Source organism: Arthrobacter sp. N1 (assembly GCF_048288285.1).
Taxonomy (GTDB): Bacteria; Actinomycetota; Actinomycetes; order Actinomycetales; family Micrococcaceae; genus Arthrobacter_D.
On record NZ_CP102608.1, the window covers coordinates 3,235,263 to 3,255,635 of the forward strand.

Annotated in this window: 20 protein-coding genes; 5 read left to right on the forward strand and 15 right to left on the reverse strand. The window is 69.9% G+C overall.

What is annotated here, in order from left to right:
- Positions 1-337 precede the first annotated feature (337 nt).
- The 6 genes from NVV32_RS15030 to NVV32_RS15055 form a co-directional block, all read right to left on the reverse strand.
- A complete protein-coding gene (locus tag NVV32_RS15030) occupies positions 338-1,390 on the reverse strand; it encodes a siderophore-interacting protein (protein WP_055767086.1) in 1,053 nt (350 codons plus the stop codon).
- The gene (locus tag NVV32_RS15035) at positions 1,387-2,349 is read right to left on the reverse strand and encodes an ABC transporter ATP-binding protein (RefSeq protein ID WP_422390693.1); all 963 of its coding nucleotides are present in this window, start codon (positions 2,347-2,349) and stop codon (positions 1,387-1,389) included. The genes NVV32_RS15030 and NVV32_RS15035 overlap by 4 nt, the downstream gene beginning before the upstream one ends.
- 1 nt (position 2,350) lies before the next feature.
- Positions 2,351-3,427 carry a FecCD family ABC transporter permease gene (locus tag NVV32_RS15040; RefSeq protein ID WP_422390694.1) on the reverse strand — a complete coding sequence of 359 codons (1,077 nt, stop codon included), beginning with the start codon at positions 3,425-3,427 and terminating at the stop codon, positions 2,351-2,353.
- The gene (locus NVV32_RS15045) at positions 3,424-4,395 is read right to left on the reverse strand and encodes a FecCD family ABC transporter permease (protein ID WP_422392057.1); all 972 of its coding nucleotides are present in this window, start codon (positions 4,393-4,395) and stop codon (positions 3,424-3,426) included. The genes NVV32_RS15040 and NVV32_RS15045 overlap by 4 nt, the downstream gene beginning before the upstream one ends.
- Before the next feature lie 235 nt (positions 4,396-4,630).
- Positions 4,631-5,656: a glutathione S-transferase family protein gene (locus NVV32_RS15050; protein ID WP_422390695.1), complete on the reverse strand. Its 1,026-nt coding sequence runs from the start codon at positions 5,654-5,656 to the stop codon at positions 4,631-4,633.
- A gap of 94 nt (positions 5,657-5,750) precedes the next feature.
- Positions 5,751-6,842 (reverse strand): YihY/virulence factor BrkB family protein, encoded by a 1,092-nt coding sequence (locus tag NVV32_RS15055; RefSeq protein WP_422390696.1) that lies wholly within the window; start codon positions 6,840-6,842, stop codon positions 5,751-5,753.
- 147 nt (positions 6,843-6,989) lie between these two features.
- Here NVV32_RS15055 and NVV32_RS15060 point away from each other — a divergent pair, with 147 nt between their 5' ends.
- Complete coding sequence (locus NVV32_RS15060) at positions 6,990-8,072, forward strand: NAD-dependent epimerase/dehydratase family protein (RefSeq protein ID WP_422390697.1); 1,083 nt, start codon at positions 6,990-6,992, stop codon at positions 8,070-8,072.
- Between the two features lie 51 nt (positions 8,073-8,123).
- Here the strand turns inward: NVV32_RS15060 and NVV32_RS15065 are convergent, their stop codons facing one another.
- From NVV32_RS15065 to NVV32_RS15080, 4 genes are all read right to left on the reverse strand, one after another.
- Positions 8,124-10,193, reverse strand: a complete 2,070-nt coding sequence (locus tag NVV32_RS15065) for an ATP-binding protein (RefSeq protein ID WP_422390698.1) — start codon at positions 10,191-10,193, stop codon at positions 8,124-8,126.
- A gap of 289 nt (positions 10,194-10,482) precedes the next feature.
- Positions 10,483-11,535, reverse strand: coding sequence for an NAD(P)-dependent alcohol dehydrogenase (locus NVV32_RS15070; protein WP_055767069.1), 1,053 nt, complete (start codon positions 11,533-11,535; stop codon positions 10,483-10,485).
- 103 nt (positions 11,536-11,638) lie between these two features.
- Positions 11,639-12,625, reverse strand: a complete 987-nt coding sequence (locus tag NVV32_RS15075; protein ID WP_422390699.1) for a helix-turn-helix transcriptional regulator — start codon at positions 12,623-12,625, stop codon at positions 11,639-11,641.
- A gap of 113 nt (positions 12,626-12,738) precedes the next feature.
- Positions 12,739-13,500 carry an STAS/SEC14 domain-containing protein gene (locus NVV32_RS15080; RefSeq protein ID WP_055767066.1) on the reverse strand — a complete coding sequence of 254 codons (762 nt, stop codon included), beginning with the start codon at positions 13,498-13,500 and terminating at the stop codon, positions 12,739-12,741.
- Between the two features lie 150 nt (positions 13,501-13,650).
- Between NVV32_RS15080 and NVV32_RS15085 the strand changes: the two genes are divergently transcribed.
- Positions 13,651-15,021 (forward strand): dihydrolipoyl dehydrogenase family protein, encoded by a 1,371-nt coding sequence (locus tag NVV32_RS15085; protein WP_422390700.1) that lies wholly within the window; start codon positions 13,651-13,653, stop codon positions 15,019-15,021.
- A gap of 87 nt (positions 15,022-15,108) precedes the next feature.
- Here NVV32_RS15085 and NVV32_RS15090 read toward each other — a convergent pair whose 3' ends face one another.
- Positions 15,109-15,747, reverse strand: a complete 639-nt coding sequence (locus NVV32_RS15090; protein WP_422390701.1) for a GNAT family N-acetyltransferase — start codon at positions 15,745-15,747, stop codon at positions 15,109-15,111.
- A gap of 201 nt (positions 15,748-15,948) precedes the next feature.
- Between NVV32_RS15090 and NVV32_RS15095 the strand changes: the two genes are divergently transcribed.
- Positions 15,949-16,233 carry a hypothetical protein gene (locus NVV32_RS15095; RefSeq protein ID WP_055767056.1) on the forward strand — a complete coding sequence of 95 codons (285 nt, stop codon included), beginning with the start codon at positions 15,949-15,951 and terminating at the stop codon, positions 16,231-16,233.
- A 33-nt stretch (positions 16,234-16,266) separates the two neighbouring features.
- Here NVV32_RS15095 and NVV32_RS15100 read toward each other — a convergent pair whose 3' ends face one another.
- Entirely contained in the window at positions 16,267-17,247 is a 981-nt protein-coding gene (locus tag NVV32_RS15100; RefSeq protein ID WP_055767052.1) for a bile acid:sodium symporter family protein, read from the reverse strand.
- Between the two features lie 101 nt (positions 17,248-17,348).
- Here NVV32_RS15100 and NVV32_RS15105 point away from each other — a divergent pair, with 101 nt between their 5' ends.
- Complete coding sequence (locus NVV32_RS15105) at positions 17,349-17,738, forward strand: hypothetical protein (RefSeq protein WP_422390702.1); 390 nt, start codon at positions 17,349-17,351, stop codon at positions 17,736-17,738.
- Positions 17,739-17,876: 138 nt separating this feature from the next.
- Positions 17,877-18,143 (forward strand): DUF6480 family protein, encoded by a 267-nt coding sequence (locus NVV32_RS15110; protein WP_055769106.1) that lies wholly within the window; start codon positions 17,877-17,879, stop codon positions 18,141-18,143.
- A gap of 78 nt (positions 18,144-18,221) precedes the next feature.
- On the opposite strand, the gene NVV32_RS15115 is transcribed toward NVV32_RS15110, so the two are convergent.
- The 3 genes from NVV32_RS15115 to NVV32_RS15125 form a co-directional block, all read right to left on the reverse strand.
- A complete protein-coding gene (locus tag NVV32_RS15115) occupies positions 18,222-18,548 on the reverse strand; it encodes a PRC-barrel domain-containing protein (protein ID WP_157365729.1) in 327 nt (108 codons plus the stop codon).
- 79 nt (positions 18,549-18,627) lie between these two features.
- Positions 18,628-19,683: an iron-siderophore ABC transporter substrate-binding protein gene (locus tag NVV32_RS15120; protein ID WP_422390703.1), complete on the reverse strand. Its 1,056-nt coding sequence runs from the start codon at positions 19,681-19,683 to the stop codon at positions 18,628-18,630.
- Between the two features lie 112 nt (positions 19,684-19,795).
- Entirely contained in the window at positions 19,796-20,218 is a 423-nt protein-coding gene (locus NVV32_RS15125; protein WP_422390704.1) for a ChaB family protein, read from the reverse strand.
- Positions 20,219-20,373 lie beyond the last annotated feature (155 nt).

A 20,373-nucleotide genomic window follows, 5' to 3' on the forward strand; every position in this document is an offset into this window, starting at 1 on the left:
AGCAGGACTCGATCCGGCTCGTCGGCACGGCAGCACCGCGAAAAGCCGCGGAGGGCGTGCGCCGACTGGACCGCGAGGGGGACACGGATGGTGCGGCATCTGCCGCCGGTCCGTGGCTCCTCCGCCCCTGTCACAGGGTGTTCAGCGGTCCGCTGACAGGGTCGGGCGTGCGGACCTGGGGGAGAAAGCTGCTGTGGCTGCTCAAACCCTAGGGCACCACGGGCGAAGTTACAATTCCGTTACCCCGCCTGTGGATCATCTGTGTGATACTCCGGTTCGGCTCCGGATTCCTGCGGAAAAGCCCGGCGAAACCTGCGGTCGGAGGCTCCGATCCGGGTCAGGACAGCTCCGCGCGACCCTTGCGCCAGTAGCCCATGAACGCGACCTGCTTCCGGTCCACGCCGACGTCCCGCACGAGGTAGCGGCGCAGGCCACGGACGACAGCAGCCTCGCCGGCGATCCAGGCATAGAACGGCTGCGTGCCGGGGAACCTCTCGGGATTGACCGTCGACTTCACGATGGCCGCTTCCAGGAGCTGCGGTGTCTCCCACAGGATCGTCCGATCGATGTCCACCTCCTCGGGCTCGCTGCCACCGCTCACTGCACCCGATCCGGAGAGCGAGACCCAGCCGGGGACCCTGACGGCGTCACGGACCGCTGCATCGAGCGCTTCGCCGTGGGACGACCCGTCACGGGTGAGCCAGGTGATGGAGACCGAGGAGCGGGTGCGGATGTCCTGGATGTCCCGCGCGTCGGGGACCTCGAGGAAGGCGTGGCCGGTGATGTCCTCCGGCAGCGACTCGAGGATCGCGCTGATCGCCGGGACGGCGGTTTCGTCCCCCGCCAGCAGGACGTGCTGCGCGAGGCCCGGACTCCACTCGATCCCACCGTAGGCCCCCGCCGTCGCGCACTGCGCCGCGGACGAATTCGGGCCGATGACGCAGACGCGGTCGCCCGGCTGTGCCGCGGCCGCCCATTCGGCGGCGGGCCCGCCACGCCCGTCGGCGTCGAGGTGCAGGACGAAGTCGACGTCGATCTCCGGCCGCTCGCCGCCGCAGCGTGCTGCGCGCACGGTGTAGGTCCGCATGGAACCCCGCTCCCCGGCGTCCAGGCCGAGCCAGGTCTGGTACCAGCTCGACGCCGACCCACCGGCCATCATGCCGGCGATGTCCGGGCAGTCGCGGCCCTCGGACGGGATGACGATCTTGATGCGGAGGTCGAGGGTGTCCCCCGCGACCCCGAAGGAGGTCAGGCACGCACCGCCGAAGGTGATCCGGCGGAAGGACGCCGTCAGGTCCTGCACGGCGGTGACGACGACGTCGAAGGCCAGGACCATCGGTTCGGTGTCGGAAGCGGTCCGCCTCGCGGTCCGCTCGGTCACGTCGGTCATGATGCTGCCTCCACTCGTGCAGGAACGGTGTCCTGCGGATTGGGTCGGTACCCCCGTGACGGCTCGCGGCCGCCCGGGGAGGAAGGAAGGTGGAGGGCCGGCGCCGCCCCGTGGTGCCGGCCGATGGGGACGACCATCGGGGTGTGGGACACCGGGTCCTCGATGACGCGGCATTCGAGGTTGAACACCCCGGAGACCGTCTGCTCGGTCACGACGTCCGACGGCGGCCCCTGCGCCACGATCCGGCCGTCGCGCATGGCCACGAGGTGGTCCGCATACCGGGCTGCGAGGTTGAGGTCGTGCAACACCATCACCACGGTGGTGCCTGATCGGCGGTTGAGGTCGGTGATGAGATCCAGGACCTCGACCTGGTGCGTCACGTCGAGGAAGGTGGTGGGCTCGTCGAGCAGCAGGATACCCGTCTGCTGCGCGAGCGCCATCGCGATCCAGACCCGCTGGCGCTGGCCGCCGCTCAACTCGTCGACGTTGCGGTCCGCGAGGCCCAGCGTGTCGGTGGCCTCGAGCGCGGAGGTGACGGCGTCGTCGTCCTCGGGGGTCCACTGGCGGAACCAGCCCTGGTGCGGGTAGCGGCCGCGCCCCACCAGGTCGGCGACGCTGATGCCGTCCGGTGCCACCGGTGTCTGCGGGAGCAGACCGAGGACGCGGGCCACGGCCTTGGTGGACTGGGCGTGGATGTCCGTGCCGTTGAGGATGACACTGCCCGTGACGGGCTTGAGCAGCCGGGCGAGGCCCCGGAGCAGGGTGGACTTCCCGCAGGCGTTGGCCCCGACGATGACCGTGACCTTGCCCGCGGGCAGCTCCAGCGAGAGCTTGTCGACGACGGTGCGCTCGTCGTACGCGAGCGTGAGCGCCTCGGCGGACAGCGTGTCCGGCGCGGTACCGGGAGCCGCGGAGGTGGTGCGCGGCGGATGCGCCGCCGGTTCGTGGCGAAGGATCATCTCAGCCTCCCTGGCCTCTGCGGTTGGCCGTGGCGAGCAGCCACAGCAGGAACGGCGCTCCCAGCACGCCGGTGACGACACCGACGGGAAGCGAGGTGCCGTCGATCAGGTTCGCCGCGACGAAGTCCGCGGCGAGGACGATCACCGCGCCCACGAGTCCCGCCATCGCGAGCGATGGTCGGTTGCCGAGCAGCCGGCGCGCGATCGGGCCGGACAGGAACGCGATGGACGCCACCGGGCCGGCAGCCGCGGTCGCGACCGCGGCGAGGGCGACGGCGGTGGACATCAGTCCGAGCCTCGATGCCTCGACGCGGACACCGAGGCCCGCCGCGGCGTCGTCGCCCAGTTCGAGACCCTGCAGGCTGCGCGACAGGACGACTGCGGCCGGCAGCAGGACCAGGAGGGAGGCGACGAGCACCGCGACGCGGTCCCAGGTGCTCGAGTTCAGCGATCCGTTGAGCCAGAGCACGGCCTCGGAGGCGGTACGGAGATCCGTGCGGGTGATGAGGAAACTGACGAGCGCGTGCATGACGGCGGCGAACCCGATGCCCACCAGGATGAGCCGGTACCCCGCCACGCCGCCACGTCGGGAGATGAGGTAGATCGCCGCGGCCACCACCATCGCCCCGACCAGCGCCGAGAGCGAGACCGCGGCACCTGCAGCACCGAAGAGGACGATCGCCGCCACGGCCGAGGCGCTCGCACCGTAGCTGATCCCGATGATGTCGGGGCTTGCGAGCGGATTCCGCAGCATGGTCTGGAACACGGCGCCCGAGACGCCGAACGCGACGCCGATGAGGAGGCCGATGACCGCGCGGGGAAGCTTATTCTCCAGCACGATGAAGCTGGCTCCGGGGATGTCCGCCCCGCCGAGGATGCGGAGGAAGTCGGGGATGGTCACGGTGTAGGTCCCGAGCAGCACGTTCCCGGCGAACAGGACAGTGACGGCGAACGCTGCCGCTGCCACGCGGCGGGCCGTGCTCCGCCGGCGCTGCACCCGGGCGCCCGCCGGCGAGGAGCTGCGGACCCCGGCGGGACCCTGCCCGGCGGGCGCGGGAGCCTGCTGGAGGGCGCTCACAGCTGGGCCATCCGGCGGCGCCGCACGAGCCAGACGAAGACGGGTGCGCCGACGACGGCGGTCATGATGCCCACCTGGACCTCGCCCGGCGGGAGGATCACGCGTCCGATGATGTCCGCACCGAGCAGCAGAACCGGCCCGAGCAGGGCGGAGAAGGGGAGGATCCAGTGGTAGTCGGGGCCCGCCACGAGCCGCACCATGTGCGGGATGACGAGCCCCACGAAGGCGATGGGCCCGGCTGCCGCCGTCGCCGCGCCGCAGAGGATGACGACGCCGAGCGCCGTGATCCCGCGCGCGAGGCCGACGTTCTGGCCGAGGCCGCGGGCCACGTCGTCGCCGAGCGCCAGGCTGTTGAGCACCTTGCCCGTGGCGAGGGTCAGCACGAGCCCGCCGAGGAGGAAGGGCGTGACCGCGCCGATGACGTCCCACCCCCTGCCAGAGAGGGTGCCCACCTGCCAGAAGCGGAAGCCGTCGAGGGTCTCCTGGCTGGACACGAGGACGGCATTGGTGAGGCTGCCGAGGCCGGCTGCGAGGGCCGCGCCGGCGAGGGCGAGCTTGACCGGCGTCGCGCCCTCACGGCCGAGACTGGCCACGGCGTAGACGGTGAGGGCCGCCGCACCCGCCCCGGCGAAGGCGAACCAGATGTAGCCGGAGGCGCTGCTGAGCCCGAACACGTAGATCCCGATGACGACGGCGAGCGAGGCCCCGGCATTGATCCCGAGGATGCCCGGGTCGGCCAGCGGATTGCGGGCGACGCCCTGGAGCGCCGCGCCCGCCGTGGCGAGCGCTGCTCCGACGAGGAGCCCGACGATGGTGCGCGGGACGCGGGAGAGGACGACGGCGTGCTCGCCGTTCGAGGGATCGAAGGCCGTGACGGCGTCGATCATGGTGCCGATGCCGACCGATCGCGCCCCGATGGTGAGCGAGGCGATGCTGACGGCGAGCAGAACGAGCGCCGCGACACCCATCCGGACGAGGTTCCGCGGCGTCGAGGACCGACGGCGGAGGGCCGTGGCCGGCCGGGGGGCGGTGGAGGGAGCGGGGCGCACGGCGGAGGCCTGGACTGCCATGGTGCCTCCCTCGGACGGACGATCGGTCTGAAGTAAGGCTAGCCTAGGCTCCGGACAATTAAGAAACGAGTTTGTTCCCTAATCCGGGCCGCGAGGGGCTGCGGGGGCACCTCGTCCGCAACCCCTCCGCGACCTACACCGCAGCCGGCGGGGTGCCGTCCCCGAAGGGCCTGCCACCGAGGGATTCGCGCCCGTGCGGCGTGGTCCACCCTGCGAGGTCGGGACCCTTCGGCACGATGCCGGTTGGGTTGATGTCCTCGTGGACGATGTAGTAGTGCTGCTTGATCTGCTCGAAGTCGATCGTGTCGCCGAAGCCGGGCGTCTGGAAGAGGTCGCGGGCATAGCCCCAGAGGGCCGGCATCTCCGTCAGCTTGTTCCGGTTGCACTTGAAGTGGCCGTGGTAGACCGGATCGAACCGCACGAGGGTGGTGAACAGTCGGACGTCGGCCTCCGTGATGGTGTCCCCGACGAGGAAGCGCTGGTTCGTGAGACGTTCCTCCAGCCAGTCCAGTGCGGTGAAGAGGCGGTCGTAGGCGGCGTCGTAGGCCTCCTGCGACCCGGCGAACCCACATCGGTAGACGCCGTTGTTCACCTCCGTGAAGACCCGCTTGTTGACCGTGTCGATCTCTTCCCGGAGTGCTTCCGGGTAGAGGTCGGGAGCGCCCTCACGGTGGAAGTCCTTCCACTCGCCGGAGAAGTCGAGGGTGATCTGCGGGAAGTTGTTGGTGACCACGGCGCCGGTGGTCGTGTCCACGACGGCCGGCACGGTGATGCCGCGCGAGTAGTCGGGGTCCCGCTTGAAGAATGCTTCCTGCAGGCGCTCGATGCCGAGGACGGGATCCTTGCCGTCCGGGTCCAGGTCGAAGGTCCAGGACCTGCTGTCATGGGTGGGTCCCGGGGTGCCGAGGGAGATCGCGTCCTCCAGTCCGAGGAGACGGCGGACGATGATCGTGCGGTTGGCCCAGGGGCAGGCCCGTGCGGCGATGAGGCGGTAGCGACCCGCTTCGACGGGGTAGCCGTCGGCGCCGTCCCTCGTGATCCTCGTCTCGATGTACTGCGTGTCCCGCGTGAACTCCTTGCCACCGGTGACGTAGGACCCTCTGGTGCTGTGCTCGGACTGCTGCTCGGACTGCTGCTCGGACTGCTGCGTGTCGGTCATGCCGCCAGTCTAGGTGTGCTTACGGACAGGAGGCCCGGTCGCGGTGACGACCGGGCCTCCTGGTGGAACGGATGCCGAAGCGGGGCGGGAGCCGCTACTGCCTGCTGTGATCCCGTCCGTACTTCTCACGCAATTCGCGTCCCTCACGGACGAGCTTGAGGTGCTTCTCCTGCTTCTTCTCCGCAGCCTTGGAGGCCCGCGGGGGAAGCTGGATGGTCTCCTCGGCCTCGATACCGCCCTGCAACTGGCGTCCGCGCTCCATCTCGGCATCGAACTCGACACCGAACAGCAGGGACAGGTTGGCCAGCCAGATCCACAGCAGCAGCACGATGACCCCGGCGATGGCGCCGTAGGTCTTGTCATAGCTGCCGAAGTTCGCCACGTAGAGGGAGAACGCCGCGGTGGTGATGGCGAGCACCAGCAGGGCGATCAGGCCGCCGAGGCTCATCCAGCGGAACTTGGGCTGCTTGATGTTCGGGGACCCGTAGTACAGCACCGCGATCATGAGCACCGCGAAGAGCACCATGACGGGCCATTTGGCGATGTTCCAGATGGTCACGGCGGTACTGCCGAGACCGATCGTGTTGCCGACGGCCTCCGCCACGGGACCGGACAGGACGAGCATGAGGCCCATGATCACGATCAGGACGAGGACGACGATCGTGACGAGGAGCATCTGCGGGCGCAGTTTGAGGAACCCGCGACCTTCCTCGACCTCGTAGACCCGGTTCATGGCGCGGGAGAAGGCATTGACGTAGCCCGATGCCGACCAGATGGCACCCGCGAGTCCGATGACGAACGTGAGACCGGCGGCCTGGTTGGAGGCGAGGCCCTCGATCGTCGGCCGGATCGTCTCGAGCGTATCGCGGGGCGCGAACTGACCGACGATCTCCAGCACCTGGTTCGTGGTGCTCTGGGCCTGCCCGAACAGACCGAGGAGGGACAGGAGCGCCAGGATGCCGGGGAAGATGGCGAGGACGGCGTAGTAGGTGAGCGCCGCTGCCAGATCGGTGCACTGGTCCTTGCCGAACTCGCTCAGGGACCGCTTGAACACGTACTTCCACGCCGGCTTCCTGACGTCCTTCGGATCGTCCGGCTTGCGCGGATCGTTGGGATCCGGCGCGTTCCGCGCCTTCTCGGCCGCGTCACTGCGCGACGCGCTGCTCACCCTGCTGTTGCTGCTCACGGAATCCTCCAGGTCTCGGCCCCGGAATCGGAGCGGGGCGTGCTTACGGCTGTACGTCTGCTTCAACTGCACCATAAGCTTACTTAGTAGTCCAGTCCCCAGGGGCGCACCCCGCGCCCGTGACACCTCGAGTCACAGGAGCCACCCATGCGCATAGCAGTCATCGGCGCCACCGGAAACGTCGGCACGGCCCTGCTCACCCGGCTGCAGGGCGCCGCCCGGGACCGCGAGTCCATTCAGCGTTCAGGGTACGACACCGCCGAGGACACGGGCGGCATCTCGCTCACGGCCGTCGCCCGGACCATCCCCGATACCGGCGGGGCACCGTACGACGGCATCGACTGGCACGCCATCGACATCGGCACGGACGAGGGCCGGGAGGCCCTGACGCGGGCGCTCGACGGCATCGACGCCGTCGTGCATCTGGCCTGGGCCATCCAGCCCAACCGCGACGAGGCGTTCATGCACCGCACCAACGTCACCGGCACGGCGAACCTGCTGGCCGCGGCGGGCGCCGCAGGAGTCCGGCACGTGGTGTGCGCGTCCTCCGTCGGGGCGTATTCGCCGTCGGACAAGGAGACCCGCAGGGATGAGTCATGGCCCACGGGTGGTATCGGGACGTCCCACTACAGCCGCCACAAGGCCGAGCAGGAACGGCTGCTCGATTCCTTCGAGGCGGAGTACCCGGAGATCCCCGTGGCCCGGCTGCGGCCGGGGCTCATCTTCCAGGGGGCGGCGGGCAGCGAGATCGGCCGCTACTTCCTCGGTCCGCTCGTGCCGAAGATCGTCCTCGGCCGGATCCCCCTCCCCCTCCTGCCGATTCCCCGGGCCTTCGTGTTCCAGGCGGTCCACGCCGACGACGTCGCCGACGCCTACTGGCGCGTCGTGGCCCGGCGGGCGTCAGGTGCCTTCAACATCGCAGCAGAGCCCGAGCTGACGCCGGAGCGGGTCGCCGACCTCCTCGGCGCACGCCGCGTGACCGGGTTCCCGGTACGGGTGCTCCGGTGGATCGTCGGGGCGTCGTGGGGGCTGGGTGTCCAGCGCACCGACCCGGGGTGGATCGACATGGCCTCCCAGTGCCCCGTCATGGACACCTCGCGGGCACGCTCCGTGCTCGGCTGGGAAGCGCGGCGCTCCTCTCGCGAGGCCATGGCCGAGGTGCTGGCCGGGCTGCGGGGAGGGTGGGGCCGCGGTGCGTCCCCCAAGTTGTACCCGCGGTCCGCGGCCTGAGGTCCCGACGCGGGGCGACTCCGGGCAGGAGCCTCCGGGCCCCTGGTCCGGTCAGGAAGCGGAGACCCGCGGCGAGCCCTCCGCCTCGACGAAGGGGATGCCCTCGGGCAGCTGCGCGGCCGTACCCGGCAGGCTGACGGTGAACTCCGCGCCGCCCTCCTCGACGTTCCGGACGACGATCGATCCGCCGTGGCTCTCCGCGATACGCCGGCAGATCGCGAGCCCCAGCCCCGTCCCCGACGCCTGGCTGAGCCCGTTCTCGGACCGGTGGAACTCCTCGAACACGCGGTCGAGGTCGGCGTCCGGGACACCGATGCCGTTGTCCCGCACGCGCACGAGGGTGCGGCCGGACGTCGGTTCGGACGTCGTGGTCACCGTCACCTCGCCCGTCCCGTCGGTCCGGCCGTACTTCATCGCGTTGCCCACCAGGTTCTCCATGAGCTGGAGGAACAGCCGCTCGTCGGCGTAGACCGCGTGCGGTGCGTCGACGTGGAAGGACACCTCGGGGAGCTGTGTGCCCGGCAGCGCCGTCCGGAGGTCGATGATCCCCTCCACCATCCGGCCCACGTCGATCCGTGAGGCGGTGAGCCGCTCCTCCTTCGCGAGGCTGTAGGCGAGCAGGTTCCGGATGAGCGTCCGCATGCGCAGGCTCGCCTGCTGCAGCCGCTCGATGCTGGCCCGGCGTTCGTCCGCGGGAAGGTCCGGATCCTCGAGGAGTTCCAGCCAGCCGTCGAACACGGTCAGCGGCGTGAGGAGATCGTGTGCCACCACGGACGCGAACCGCCCCAGATCCCGCTCGTACAGGCGCTCGTGCGTGACGTTGCGCAGCACGACGACGGCGCCGCCCTCGCCCGGCAGCGGCATCGCGTCGACGGACAGGTGCATGACCTCACCCGAGCAGTGCGTGAGGTCGAGGTCCATCCGCTCGGTCACGACGCCCTGGAGTGCCAGGGTCAGCGGGTTGGCGTCGTCGTCGAGCTGCTGCCCGTCCGGCGTCGTGACCGTGTAGTCGCGCCGCCACACCTCGCCCGGACGCGCGGTTCCGCCGCCGAGCCACCGCTCGCTCGTCGCGTTCTGGAAGATCAGGCGCTTGTCCGCGCCCGCCACCAGGACGCCGTCGTTCATCCGGCCGATCACGAGGTCGCGCAGATCGGCGGCGGCCTTCGCCTCGGCGTTGGCCCGGTAGAGACGGGAGATGAGGCGGCGCCGCTCATCCATGCTCAGTGCCAGCACGGCGGAGAGGGAGAAGGCGATGAACATGAAGGACTGCGCGACGTACGCGGCGATGCCTGGGTCCAGGTCCTGGAAGGGCCCCCGGCGCTCGAGGGTGAAGAAGACGAGGAAGGCACCGCTGACCAGGCCATGGAGCATCGCCCAGCCCGAACGGAGGCGGAGCCCGGCCCACATGTGCGCCGGGATGGTGGTGTAGGCGATGGGCAGCGCCGTACCGGCCCCGAAGGTCGCGACGTAGAGGACCACGGAGACGACGGCGAGCATCGCGTACTCGGCACGGCGGGCGGACGGGAGCGAGGGAGGTGTCTGGCCCGCGGCCCTGGCCCTGATGCTCGAGGCGATCACGACGCCGAGCGACCCGATCCCGGTGAGCGAGACGCCGTGGCGGACCAGCCACGGGACGAAGGCGGACAGGGGATCGGCGGATCCGTCGATCGCGCTGCCCACGACGATCGCGAGGGCGCCGACGGAGCAGGCCGCGATCGCGATGGATCCGAGGCGGAGGTAGTCCCCCACGGTCCGGATCTCGAGTCCGGGGATGAATCGGCGGAACAGGACCACGGCGGCGGCCGTCTGGGCGATGCTGCCGAGGGCCACGGCGAAGCCGAGGGACGGGCTGAGACCCGTGAGGAGATTGACCGAGGCGAGGATGGGGAAGGCGGCGACCAGGGAGACGGTGAGGTCCACCCTGGACCGCGATCCCCAGAGGCTCCACAGGAACGCGATACCGGCCGCGGGCCAGACCAGGGCGAGGCCCGAGGACTCGAGGTTCGTGCTGCGGCCGAAGGCTGCGGCTGCGGCCAGCACCAGACCGAACAGGAGATGCAGGGTCGTCGGCGACAGCGCTGCCAGCCGTCCCGCGACCCCGTGCATCCGCCCCTCGCCCATCCCACTACCCGTCCGAAGAATTGCCGTCCGCCCTCTGAGCAGGGCCGCCGTGGACCTCAGCTTACTGGTTGGCCGTCCCGGCCGGTGTCCGCCGTGGGGTCCTCTGCGGCGCGAGGACCCCACGGCGGACGGCGAGGGGCCGCAAGGTGGTCCGGGACAGCTCGGGACAGCTCCGGGACAGGTGGGGACCGGCGCCGTCCACAGCGGACCGAACGCGGACAGCGCGAGCCATCGGTCGATGGTTCGCCCTGTCCGGCAGTGCGGCCGGCGCCTGCCCCGATCCGGGTCGCTAGCCCGCCTGGCCCAGCGTCGCCGTGTCGATGACGAAGCGGTAGCGGACGTCCGAGGACAGGACGCGCTCGTAGGCCTCGTTGATGGCCTCGGCCGAGATCACCTCGACCTCGGGGGCGATGCCGTGCTCCGCGCAGAAGTCCAGCATCTCCTGGGTCTCGCGGATGCCGCCGATCCCGGAACCGGCGAAGGAGCGACGCTGGTTGAACAGCGTGAACACGTGCAGGGGCAGCGCATCAGCCGGAGCCCCGACGTTGACCATGGTGCCGTTGAGCCGCAGGAGTGAGAGGTAGGCGTCGAGGTCGATCTTCGCGCTCACCGTGTTGATGATGAGGTCGAAGCTCATGGCCAGCTTCTCGAAGGTCTCCGGGTCGCTCGTTGCGAAGTAGTCGGTGGCTCCGAAGCGCTTGCCGTCCTCCTGCTTGCTGAGGCTCTGCGACAGGACGGTCACCTCGGCGCCCATGGCGTGGGCGATCTTCACGGCCATGTGGCCGAGGCCGCCGAGTCCGACGACGGCGACCTTCTTGCCGGGACCGGCGTTCCAGTGGTTCAGCGGCGAGTAGGTGGTGATGCCGGCGCACAGGAGCGGAGCCGCAGCCTCGTAGGGGATGCTCTCGGGGACCGAGAGGACGAAGTTCTCGACGACCACGACGTGCGTGGAGTAGCCGCCCTGCGTGATGGTGCCGTCGCGGTCCTTCGCGCCGTAGGTGCCGACGTTTCCCTTGAGGCAGTACTGCTCCTCACCCTCGGCGCAGTTGGCGCACTCGCCGCAGGAGTTCACCATGCAGCCGACACCGACGCGGTCGCCGACCTGGTGGCGCGTGACCTCGGAGCCGACCTCCTCGACCACACCGACGATCTCGTGGCCGACGGTCAACGGGTACTGCTGCGGCCCCCACTCCCCCCGCACGGTATGGATGTCCGAGTGGCAGATCCCGGCGTAGGCGATCTTGATGAGGACGTCGCGTGCGCCGACCTCGCGGCGTTCGATGGTGGTGGGGACGAGCGGATCCGTGGCGGACGGCGCTGCGTAGGCGTGGACTGTGGTCATGGGTTCCTCCTGGAGGATGTCGGAACGGCAGGCGGGACCGCCTGCCGTGGATCTCGGGGGTGCGGGCTGCCCGACCCGGGACACGGGAAGGGAGCCGCTCGGTCTAGCCGTCGTCGTCGACGGAACGGCCCGGAGGAAGCCGGACGGCGCCAGGCACGGACCGCGACCCGTCGGTGCGTGCGCCGTCGCCGGGCAGCACCTCCGCCGGGCCGCCGGAGCTGTCACCGACCGGGACGGTGCCGGGACGCTCGTGCGCGCTCCAGCTGGCGAGGAGCGCCAGGGCGTCCGACGACGGAGAGCCGGGTTCGGCCGTGTAGGCGAAGAGGGTGAGGTGCGGGTCCGCGGCGAGCTGCAGGCCCTCGAAGGTGAGGGTGAGCTCACCCACCACCGGGTGCCGGAAGGTCTTCGACCCCGTGGTGTGGAGATGGACGTTGTGCGCGGCCCAGCGTACGCGGAAGGTGTCGCTGCGCGTGGCCAGCTCGCCGATCAGGGTCGTCAGTTCGCGGTCCTGCGGGTTGCGTCCGGCTTCGAGCCGGAGCAGGGCGACGCAGTCGTCGGCCGCCCGCTCCCAGTTGCCGAGGAAGTCCCTGGACCGCGGGTCGAGGAAGGTGGCGCGGGCGTAGTTGGCAGGGCCCCGGGCGCCGTCGGACAGCGGCGCGTAGAGCGCGCGGCCCAGGTGATTCGCGGCGAGGAGGTCCAGCCTGCCGTTCTGCACCACCGCCGGAGCGCCCACCATCGTGTCCAGCAACCGCTGCACGCTCGGGCGGACCCGGCGCGACGCCGGCTGCCGGCGTGCGCGCACCTCCGTGGTGCCGGAACGGGCGAGATGGTAGAGGTGGGTACGTTCCGTGTCGTCGAGCTGCAGTGCGGCACAGAGGGACTCGAGGACGCCGTCGGACACTCCGGACAGGTTGCCGCGCTCGAGGCGGACGTAGTAGTCGACGCTGACGCCGGCAAGCATCGCCACCTCCTCGCGGCGGAGGCCGGGCACACGGCGGTTGGTACCGAACGCGGCCAGGCCGGCCTGGCCCGGTGTGATGCGAGCGCGCCTCGACGTCAGGAAGTCCTGGATGTCGCTCTGGGTGCTCACCCCTCCACGGTAGGCGGGATCGGACCGGTGTGGGAGGCCCTGCTGGTACCTGCACGGACAGGACCCGGGTAGGAGATCGGGCCGGCACGGTCCCCGACCGGCACGGATCGTGGTCAATCCCCCCGCGCAGGGCTCGCTCCGCGGGCCAACCACGCACGCGCCTCTGCGGCCGTCGGGAAGAAACGCGTGGGATACGGCGGATTGTGCAGCTGCTTGTAGTAGGCGGCGATCACACGGTCTCCTTCGACGCCGACGATCGCGAGCGCTGCCACGCCGAGCCGGTGGGCGAACACCTCCAGGGCGCCGGGCGTCAGCGAGACCATGTTGTTGTTCAGCGCGAGCATCGGTGTGCACCCCTCGGGCGCGAGCGCCGCGACAGCCGTGACCAGAGACTCCGCCGTGGACGTCCTCACGCTGGTGCCGCGGTCCCACTCCACCACGATCACGCCCTCGTCGAGCCGGGCGAGGTAGGGCTCCGGCTCCTCCGCCGGACGGCTGGTGGGTTCGCCGACGTCGGCATGGCCGGTCAGCCAGGCCAGCGCGTCCGGCTCGTTCGTGAAGTACCTGCTGGGGGTGACGGACCGGTAGTTGAACGCCGTGAGGACCTTGCCCACCTCGTCCACGCCGACCACGCCCGTACGCAGCGAGCACGTGTCCTCGATCAGGAGGTGCCGTGCCTCCAGCGTGATGGCCTCGACGAGGCCGATCAGGACCAGCAGCGGCCTCCTGCCCTGTGGCGAGGCCGCCGTCACCGCGGCCATGGTCGCATGGACGTCGTCGGCCTCGATGGTGACCCCTGCGGCCCAGGCCAGGCGCAGCACGGCGCCCTCGTCGGTCAGGGTGAATCGAGACTGCTCCCCAGCGTCCCCCGTCATGCACGTCCTTCGTCGATCCTAGGCTTCGATCCTAGGGGCAGCCGCCCGTGGGCGACACTCCCCGCGGGATCCGGCGGCGCGTTGTGACCCGGCCGGAATCCGGTGGAGGATGGGGGCAGCGACCCGTGCACGGACCGAAGGAGCTGTTCCATGGAGTACACGTTCGATGTCCTCGTGATCGGTGGTGGACCCGCCGGTATGGCCGCTGCCACCCGCGCCGCCGAACTCGGGGCGCGCACCGCCGTCGTCGAACGGTCCGCCCTCGGCGGTACGTGCGTGAACTCGGGATGCGTCCCCACCCGCGTCCTGGCGAAGACCGCCCGCCTGTTCCGCGAGGTGCGGACGGCCTACGACTACGGGATCGTCGTGGACGAACCCTCGGTGGACTGGGACAAGACCGTGCAGCGCGTGCGGGCCACGGTCGCCCGGGTCCTCGAGGCCAAGGGGTACGGCCCCACGATGGAGCGCCTCAACATCGAGCTCATCGAGGGCGACGCCGAACTCACCGGCGAGCACGCCGTCCTCGTCGACGGCCGAGAGGTCACGGCGGCCTCGATCATCCTGTGCATCGGCGGCAGCGGGCGCCGGCTGCCCATCGAGGGCGCCGAACTCGCCGTCCTGCCGCACGAGGTCCTGGACCTGGAGAGCCTCCCCGGCTCGGTGGCCATCATCGGCGGCGGCCACACCGGCGCGCAGATGACCACCATCTTCGACGCCATGGGATCCGACGTCCTCCTGCTCGACCTCGCTCCGCGCATCCTCATGACGGAGGACGAGGACGTCGCTGCGGCGGTCACCGCCAGCTTCACCGGCAAAGGGGTGCAGGTGGAGACGGGCATCGACGGTATCGACAGCATCAGCCGGAACGGCGCGCACCTCACCCTGACCTGGAAGCGCGACGGCGGACAGCAGTCACGCGACGTCGACGCCGTCATCATGGCCGCCGGCTGGCCGGCCAACCTGCCGGGACTCGGACTGGAGGCGGCGGGCGTGCAGACCGCGCGCTCCTTCGTCCCGGTGGATGGCTACCTGCGGTCCAACGTGCCCCACATCTTCGTCGCGGGCGACGCGAACGGCAGCAGCATGCTCGTGCAGGCCGCGGTCTTCGAGGGCGAGACGGCCGCGGAGAACGCCGTCCTCGGTGCCACGCGGACCACACCCCACCACCTCCTGCCCGAAGGCGGCTTCACCGATCCGGACTACGCGGGTGTAGGCCTCACGGAGGCCAAGGCCCGCGAGCGTGATGCCGAGTGCCACGCCGTGACGGTGCCCTACGCCGTGGTGGAGCGTCCCATCATCGACGACCGGGAGCAGGGCTTCCTGAAACTGGTGGTCGATCGTCGGCGCGAACTGATCCTGGGCGCGCACGCGGTCGGCGAGAACGCCGTCGAGGTCATCACGGCCGTCGCCTCCGCCATGGCAGGTGGAACCGATCTCGCGACGCTCGCCCGCGTGAAGTTCGCCTACCCGACGTACAGCGCGGTGATCGGCCACGCCGCACGGGCTGCACTCCGCGGCTGACGGCTTCCGGTCTCGCGGACCCCCATGGTCAGCGGCCGGCCGGTCTGCAGCCGGCGAGGGATGGTTCCCCGGACGAGTCCGTGAGCGCTAGCGCGGCATCCGGGCAAGGGTCCGGTACTGCGGATTCTGCTCGACGAACGCCTGCGCGGAAGGGCACCCCGCCACGACGCTCAGCCGACGCTTGTGCGCGTTGAGCATCGCGTGGCGCATGAGTACCGGCCCGAGGCCCCGGCCCTCGAAGCCGGGCTTCTCGACCAGTGCGCGCAGCGTGAGCTGGCCGCCGAGCATCGAGTAGCGGATGTAGGCGGCGAGGGAGCCGTCGAAGTAGAGCTCGAAGCGGGAGTTGAATCCCGAGTCCTTGAACACCTCGCGGATCCCGCCTGCCTCGCCACGGGCTGCGATCCTGCGCGAGCGCTCCTCGATCTCCTCCACCGCCGCCGCGTAGCGTTCGCCCGCCTGCAGTGGCGGATGGTCGGAATCGAGCATGCGGAACATCCTGTTGGCCAGGATGCGGAGGTCGGCCAGGGGCACCGCGGAGAGGTCGGGTGCCTCCAGGGCCGCGCCCATCCACTGTGCTTCGCGCTCCCGCTTGGTGAGAGGCACGTCGGTGGAGATCCCGCGGTCGGGCGCCGGGATGGTGTCGGTGTGGGTGAGACCGGAGACGGAGTGGAGCGATGTGCCACCGGTGGTGCTGGTGACATCGGGAACAGTTGAGGGCTCTGTCATGGGGAATCCGATGATGGTCAGGAACCGAAGCCTGCTGCTAGACCGTGGCGTGAGGAACACTAGCCGGTGCCACCCCCACTTCCGCCGACCGGTGATCACACAGCCCCGGCGAGGACCCGTGGGCGCGTCACTCCTTGCCGAGGAATAGAAGACGTGTTCTATTATTCACAGGAAAGCGGACGCACCAACGGAGGACAGCAGATGACAGCACAGGTGATCGGTGTTCACCACGGGCACAGGCGGCTCGACGAGCCGGCAGCCGTGCGCTTCACCCCTCAGGGCCGGCCACTGGCCCTGCGGTGGCACGGCGGGATCTGGCAGGTGATCGGCCGGCCGGCGACGGTGGCCGCAGCAGCGGCTTCGACGACGGGATGGCACTTCTCCGCCCAGACCGGACCGGCCTCGCCCGTCCTGGAGTTCGGCATCGCATTCGACGCCGCCAGCGACGGTTGGCGGCTGGTCAGTGTGGGCGGCAGCCCGGACTGACCACGCCCTCCTGGTCGACGGGGGCGGCGGACGTCAGGCGGGATCGGCAGCGACGAGGGCTGCGCGCGCGTCACGCCGACGCCAGTAGGCGGCCAGCGCGGCTCCGGAGACGTTGTGCCAGATCGAGAAGATCGCCGCCGGCAGGGCAGCCTCCGGGGTCAGGTAGGTCCGGGCGAGCCCTGCGGCGAGCCCGGAGTTCTGCATCCCGACCTCGATGGCCGTGGTCCTCCTCGCAGGCGTGGGGAGCCCGAACAGCCGTGCGGCCCCGTAGCCGAGCGCGAGGCCGAGCCCGTTGTGCAGGATGACGGCCGCGAGGACCAGGAGCCCGGCGGAGAAGATGATCGACGCGCTGCCGGACACCACGGCGATCACCACCAGGGTGATGGCCGCCACGGAGATCCACGGCAGGGCGGGAAGAAGCCGCTCGACGACCCGGGGCAGGAAGAAGCGGACGGCGAGTCCGACGATCACCGGTACCAGGACGATCTGGAGGATGGAGAGGCCGATTCCTGCTGCATCGACGGGCATGTACCGGCCCGCGAGCCAGAGGGTGAGCAGCGGGGTGAGCAGCGGCGCGAGGATCGTCGAGACCGAGGTCATGGCCACCGACAACGCCACATCGCCGCGGGCGAGGTAGGAGACGACATTGGAGGCGGTCCCGCCCGGGCAGCAGCCCACGAGGATGACACCCGCGGCCAACGCCGGCGGCAGCCCGAGAGCCATCGACACCAGCCAGCCGATCGACGGCATGATGACGAATTGGGCCACGACGCCGATCACCACGGGGAGGGGACGTCTGGCGATGAGGGCGAAGTCGACCGGCCTGAGCGTCAGACCCATGCCGAACATGATGACGCCGAGTAGCGGATTCACCAGGGGGCCGAGCCCCGTGAAGGTGTCCGGCGTGAGCACTGCCACCAGTCCGCCGGCGAGGATCAGGAGCGGGAACAGCGTCACGGCCGTCCGTGCGCTGCGTTCTTCGGCGGCCTGCGGTGCTCTCGTCGTCCCGGTCATCCTTAACGGGATATCACGTGCCGGCCCGTATGACGCACTGCTAAAGTTGCCTCACCTGGAAGCCAAGGGTACTTAGTTCCTCACTGACAGCAGGGAAGACGATGGCGACGACCGACAGGAAATTCGCGGCGACCGCGGAATCGACGAGCAAGCATCCCCACGACTGGGGACGGGCCATGGCGGTGGCGATCTGCCGGCTCACGGAGATGGCCCGGGAGGCGGGCGATCCGGTCCACCACGAGGCTTTGGTCGGCGAGGACCTCCACCTCTTCGTCGAGGACACCGAGGAGGGCGTGAACATCACGATGTCCTGGACGCCGCGCGAGCAGGGGGCCCTGGCGGCTGCTCCGTCCCACAGCACGGGCGAGACGGGCGGAGCGGCAGGGGGCTCCGACGAGGACGAGCAGGACGTCTCCGACGCCGCAGCCCACTCCGCCGCGGGCCAGCGGTTCGACCCGACCGGAGGCAGCACGGCCGGCGTCGGCCAGTAGCCGAGCGGGCGCCTCGTCCAGCGACCCGCGCGGAGGCCCGACCCGCCCATGGGTCGGACCGCGATCATCGATAAGCACACTTAGCGTTTCGGGCGTAGGGTGGGTGGAAACCGTACTGCCAACCACGTGGAGGACAGCATGAGCGAGAAGCGCCCCGATCCCTCGAACGCAGGGAACCCCGATCCGCTGGACAACAACATCACCGGCCTCGAGCCGGGAGGTGGCGTCCCGCCGGGAGAGACGCCACCCGCCGAGGCGAGCACCACCTGGCAGCAGGGCCATGCGGATGAGGAGACGCCCTCGAAAGGCCTTCAGGGGGTCTGGCTCGGCGTGATCGGGCTGGTCGTGCTCCTGGTGCTCGTGTTCATCGTCGGGAACATCGTCGGCATCTTCCAGATGTTCTAGCCGGCACTCCTGTCGAGCACGCAGAAGCCCCCGTCCACCGACAAGCGGACGGGGGCTTCTGCGTGGGCGGGAAGCGTGCTAGGACGCGGACGCCTCGTCACGGAGACGGTAGTAGTCGATCAGCGCAGTCTCCTCGGCAGGTGAGAGCTCGATGCTGTTCGCGGACTTCGGGGCGTCGGTGATCTCGCTCTTCGTCCAGGCGAGGTGGAGATCAGCACCCTCGAAGCGCGAGTTCGCGAGCGGCACGAAGTGCTTGCGGGAGTTCAGCAGGCCCAGCGACACGGTGATCCAGGCGGGGATGCCTGATTCCTTCTCGAGATGCACGTCGTTCACATCGCCGAGTTTCTTGCCCTTGCTGTCCCAGGCCACGGCGGCCTGGAGCTTGTTGATTTCTGCCTGAGACATCGGCTTCCCTTCGAGGACGAGGATCGGTTCGCTTCCCATTCCAGCCCAGATGCGGCCGGAGGGCAATCAGGACAGTCCGTCAGGCCTTGTCCGCGGCTTCGCCGAGCATCGGCAGGAAGCGGTCCAGTGCCCACACGAGGCTGAGCGGGTTCGCCGCGGAGACGGACAGCGTCAGCGTGTTGTCGCTGTCGGCCACGAGCGCGCCGTCCTGCACCGCGGGGATCTGGCCGAGCAGCGGATCGGTGGCGATGGCGTCCTTGGTGGCCTCGTCCGGGACCCACGTGACGAAGATGTCGGAGTCCAGTTCGTTGGCCCGCTCGGCGGACCAGGGGATGAAGAACTCCTCGGACCCCTTCGTGTTCTCCGTGACGACGTCCGCCTGGACCATGCCGAGCTCGGTCAGGAAGCGGGGCCGGTTGTCGTTGGCCGTGTAGACACTCACGGCATCGGCGGTCGCCGGAGCCAGCGTGCCGTAGATGAAGGTCTTGCCCTCGAGCTGCGGGTAGTCGGCGGCGGCGTCGGCGATGGCCTGCTCCGTCTCGGTGACGAGCTGCTCCGCGTCGCCGGACAGGCCCAGGGCATCGCCGATGATCCGCGTCGAGTCCTGCCATGCGGTGCCGTAGGCGACCTCGGGATACGCGACGACCGGGGCGATCTTGCTCAGGGTGTCGTAATCCTCCTGCGACAGGCCCGAGTACGCAGCGAGGATGACGTCGGGATAGGTCGCAGCGATGTCGTCGAAGGCGATCCCGTCCGTCTCGGAGTACTGGACCGGGGCGCTCTCGGTGCCGATCGCGGCGCCGAGCTCCTCCAGCTTCGTGTCCTTCCACGGCGTCGACTGGTTCTCGTTGCCGCCGTAGGAGTCGGCCGGCATCCCGACGGGCACGACACCGAGGGCGAGGGACACATCCGCGTTCACCCACGAGACCGTCGCCACACGCTCGGGCTTCTCGCTCAGCGTGGTCTCACCGAAGGCGTGCTCGATGGTGACGGGGAAGGCTCCCGCGTCGGCCGGGGCGCTGCTGCCACCGGTTGCCGTGGAACCGCCGTCGGCGGGGCCGGTGGAGCAGGCGGAGAGGGAGAGGGCGGCGACGGCGGCAGCGGCGATCAGGCCGCGCAGGCGTGAGGGGGCCATGAGGCTCCTTGGCTTCTATGGCCTCGCTGGAGGCCGTGGGGACGGGATAGAAGTAAGGCTAACCTAAGGTCCTCTCTATTACGAAATGCTTTCGTTGCGTAATAGGCTGCGGCTACCTCTCGCGGGCCTTGCGCGTCTCACGGTCGTTGGCGCGCTGCAGGGCCTCGACGAGTTCGGCCTTGGTCATGCTCGACCGGCCGGGGACGTCGAGTTTCTTCGCGAGGTCGTAGAGGTGCTTCTTCGAGGAGTTCGCATCCACTCCCCCCGCGGTCGGCCGCGCGTCAGCGCCACCGCCGGCCGCCTGGTCGTCGGACGGCCCCTTCGAGTCCTTCTGCTCCCAGTGGTCCCCGACCTTCTCGAACCCGTGCTTGAGGGAGGCGAACGCCGTACGGCGGGCGCGCTCACCGTCCCCGTACTGGTCCTCCGCCGCATCGAGGGTGGCGGCGAACGTGTCCTGGGCCTTGACCTCGGACCGCTGGAGTGTGCTGGGCAGGGTCTCGGGCTTGACCTTGCCGTCCTTCGTGAAACGCGACATGACCGGTTCCTTCCGTTTCGACGCCGGCTCCGGCGGGAACGGGCGGGACCGCACCGGCCCCTCGACCACCGGGTTCCTTCGAGCATACTCAGCACCCTGTGCACCGTCGCTCCGGAACGGTACCGTAGGGCGCACCAGTCATTGGGGAGGACCAA

Bases quoted from the DNA above. Each gene is read 5' to 3' on its own strand.
- NVV32_RS15095 (WP_055767056.1), top strand. From the start codon at position 15,949: ATGACAGCACAGGTGATCGGTGTTCACCACGGGCACAGGCGGCTCGAC.
- NVV32_RS15050 (WP_422390695.1), bottom strand. From the start codon at position 5,656: ATGACCGACACGCAGCAGTCCGAGCAGCAGTCCGAGCAGCAGTCCGAG.
- NVV32_RS15105 (WP_422390702.1), top strand. From the start codon at position 17,349: ATGGCGACGACCGACAGGAAATTCGCGGCGACCGCGGAATCGACGAGC.
- NVV32_RS15080 (WP_055767066.1), bottom strand. From the start codon at position 13,500: ATGACGGGGGACGCTGGGGAGCAGTCTCGATTCACCCTGACCGACGAG.
- NVV32_RS15090 (WP_422390701.1), bottom strand. From the start codon at position 15,747: ATGACAGAGCCCTCAACTGTTCCCGATGTCACCAGCACCACCGGTGGC.
- NVV32_RS15115 (WP_157365729.1), bottom strand. From the start codon at position 18,548: ATGTCTCAGGCAGAAATCAACAAGCTCCAGGCCGCCGTGGCCTGGGAC.
- NVV32_RS15065 (WP_422390698.1), bottom strand. From the start codon at position 10,193: ATGGGCGAGGGGCGGATGCACGGGGTCGCGGGACGGCTGGCAGCGCTG.
- NVV32_RS15085 (WP_422390700.1), top strand. From the start codon at position 13,651: ATGGAGTACACGTTCGATGTCCTCGTGATCGGTGGTGGACCCGCCGGT.
- NVV32_RS15100 (WP_055767052.1), bottom strand. From the start codon at position 17,247: ATGACCGGGACGACGAGAGCACCGCAGGCCGCCGAAGAACGCAGCGCA.
- NVV32_RS15035 (WP_422390693.1), bottom strand. From the start codon at position 2,349: ATGATCCTTCGCCACGAACCGGCGGCGCATCCGCCGCGCACCACCTCC.
- NVV32_RS15070 (WP_055767069.1), bottom strand. From the start codon at position 11,535: ATGACCACAGTCCACGCCTACGCAGCGCCGTCCGCCACGGATCCGCTC.
- NVV32_RS15045 (WP_422392057.1), bottom strand. From the start codon at position 4,395: ATGGGTGTCGCGGCGCTCGTTCTGCTCGCCGTCAGCATCGCCTCGCTC.
- NVV32_RS15030 (WP_055767086.1), bottom strand. From the start codon at position 1,390: ATGACCGACGTGACCGAGCGGACCGCGAGGCGGACCGCTTCCGACACC.
- NVV32_RS15060 (WP_422390697.1), top strand. From the start codon at position 6,990: ATGCGCATAGCAGTCATCGGCGCCACCGGAAACGTCGGCACGGCCCTG.
- NVV32_RS15110 (WP_055769106.1), top strand. From the start codon at position 17,877: ATGAGCGAGAAGCGCCCCGATCCCTCGAACGCAGGGAACCCCGATCCG.
- NVV32_RS15120 (WP_422390703.1), bottom strand. From the start codon at position 19,683: ATGGCCCCCTCACGCCTGCGCGGCCTGATCGCCGCTGCCGCCGTCGCC.
- NVV32_RS15125 (WP_422390704.1), bottom strand. From the start codon at position 20,218: ATGTCGCGTTTCACGAAGGACGGCAAGGTCAAGCCCGAGACCCTGCCC.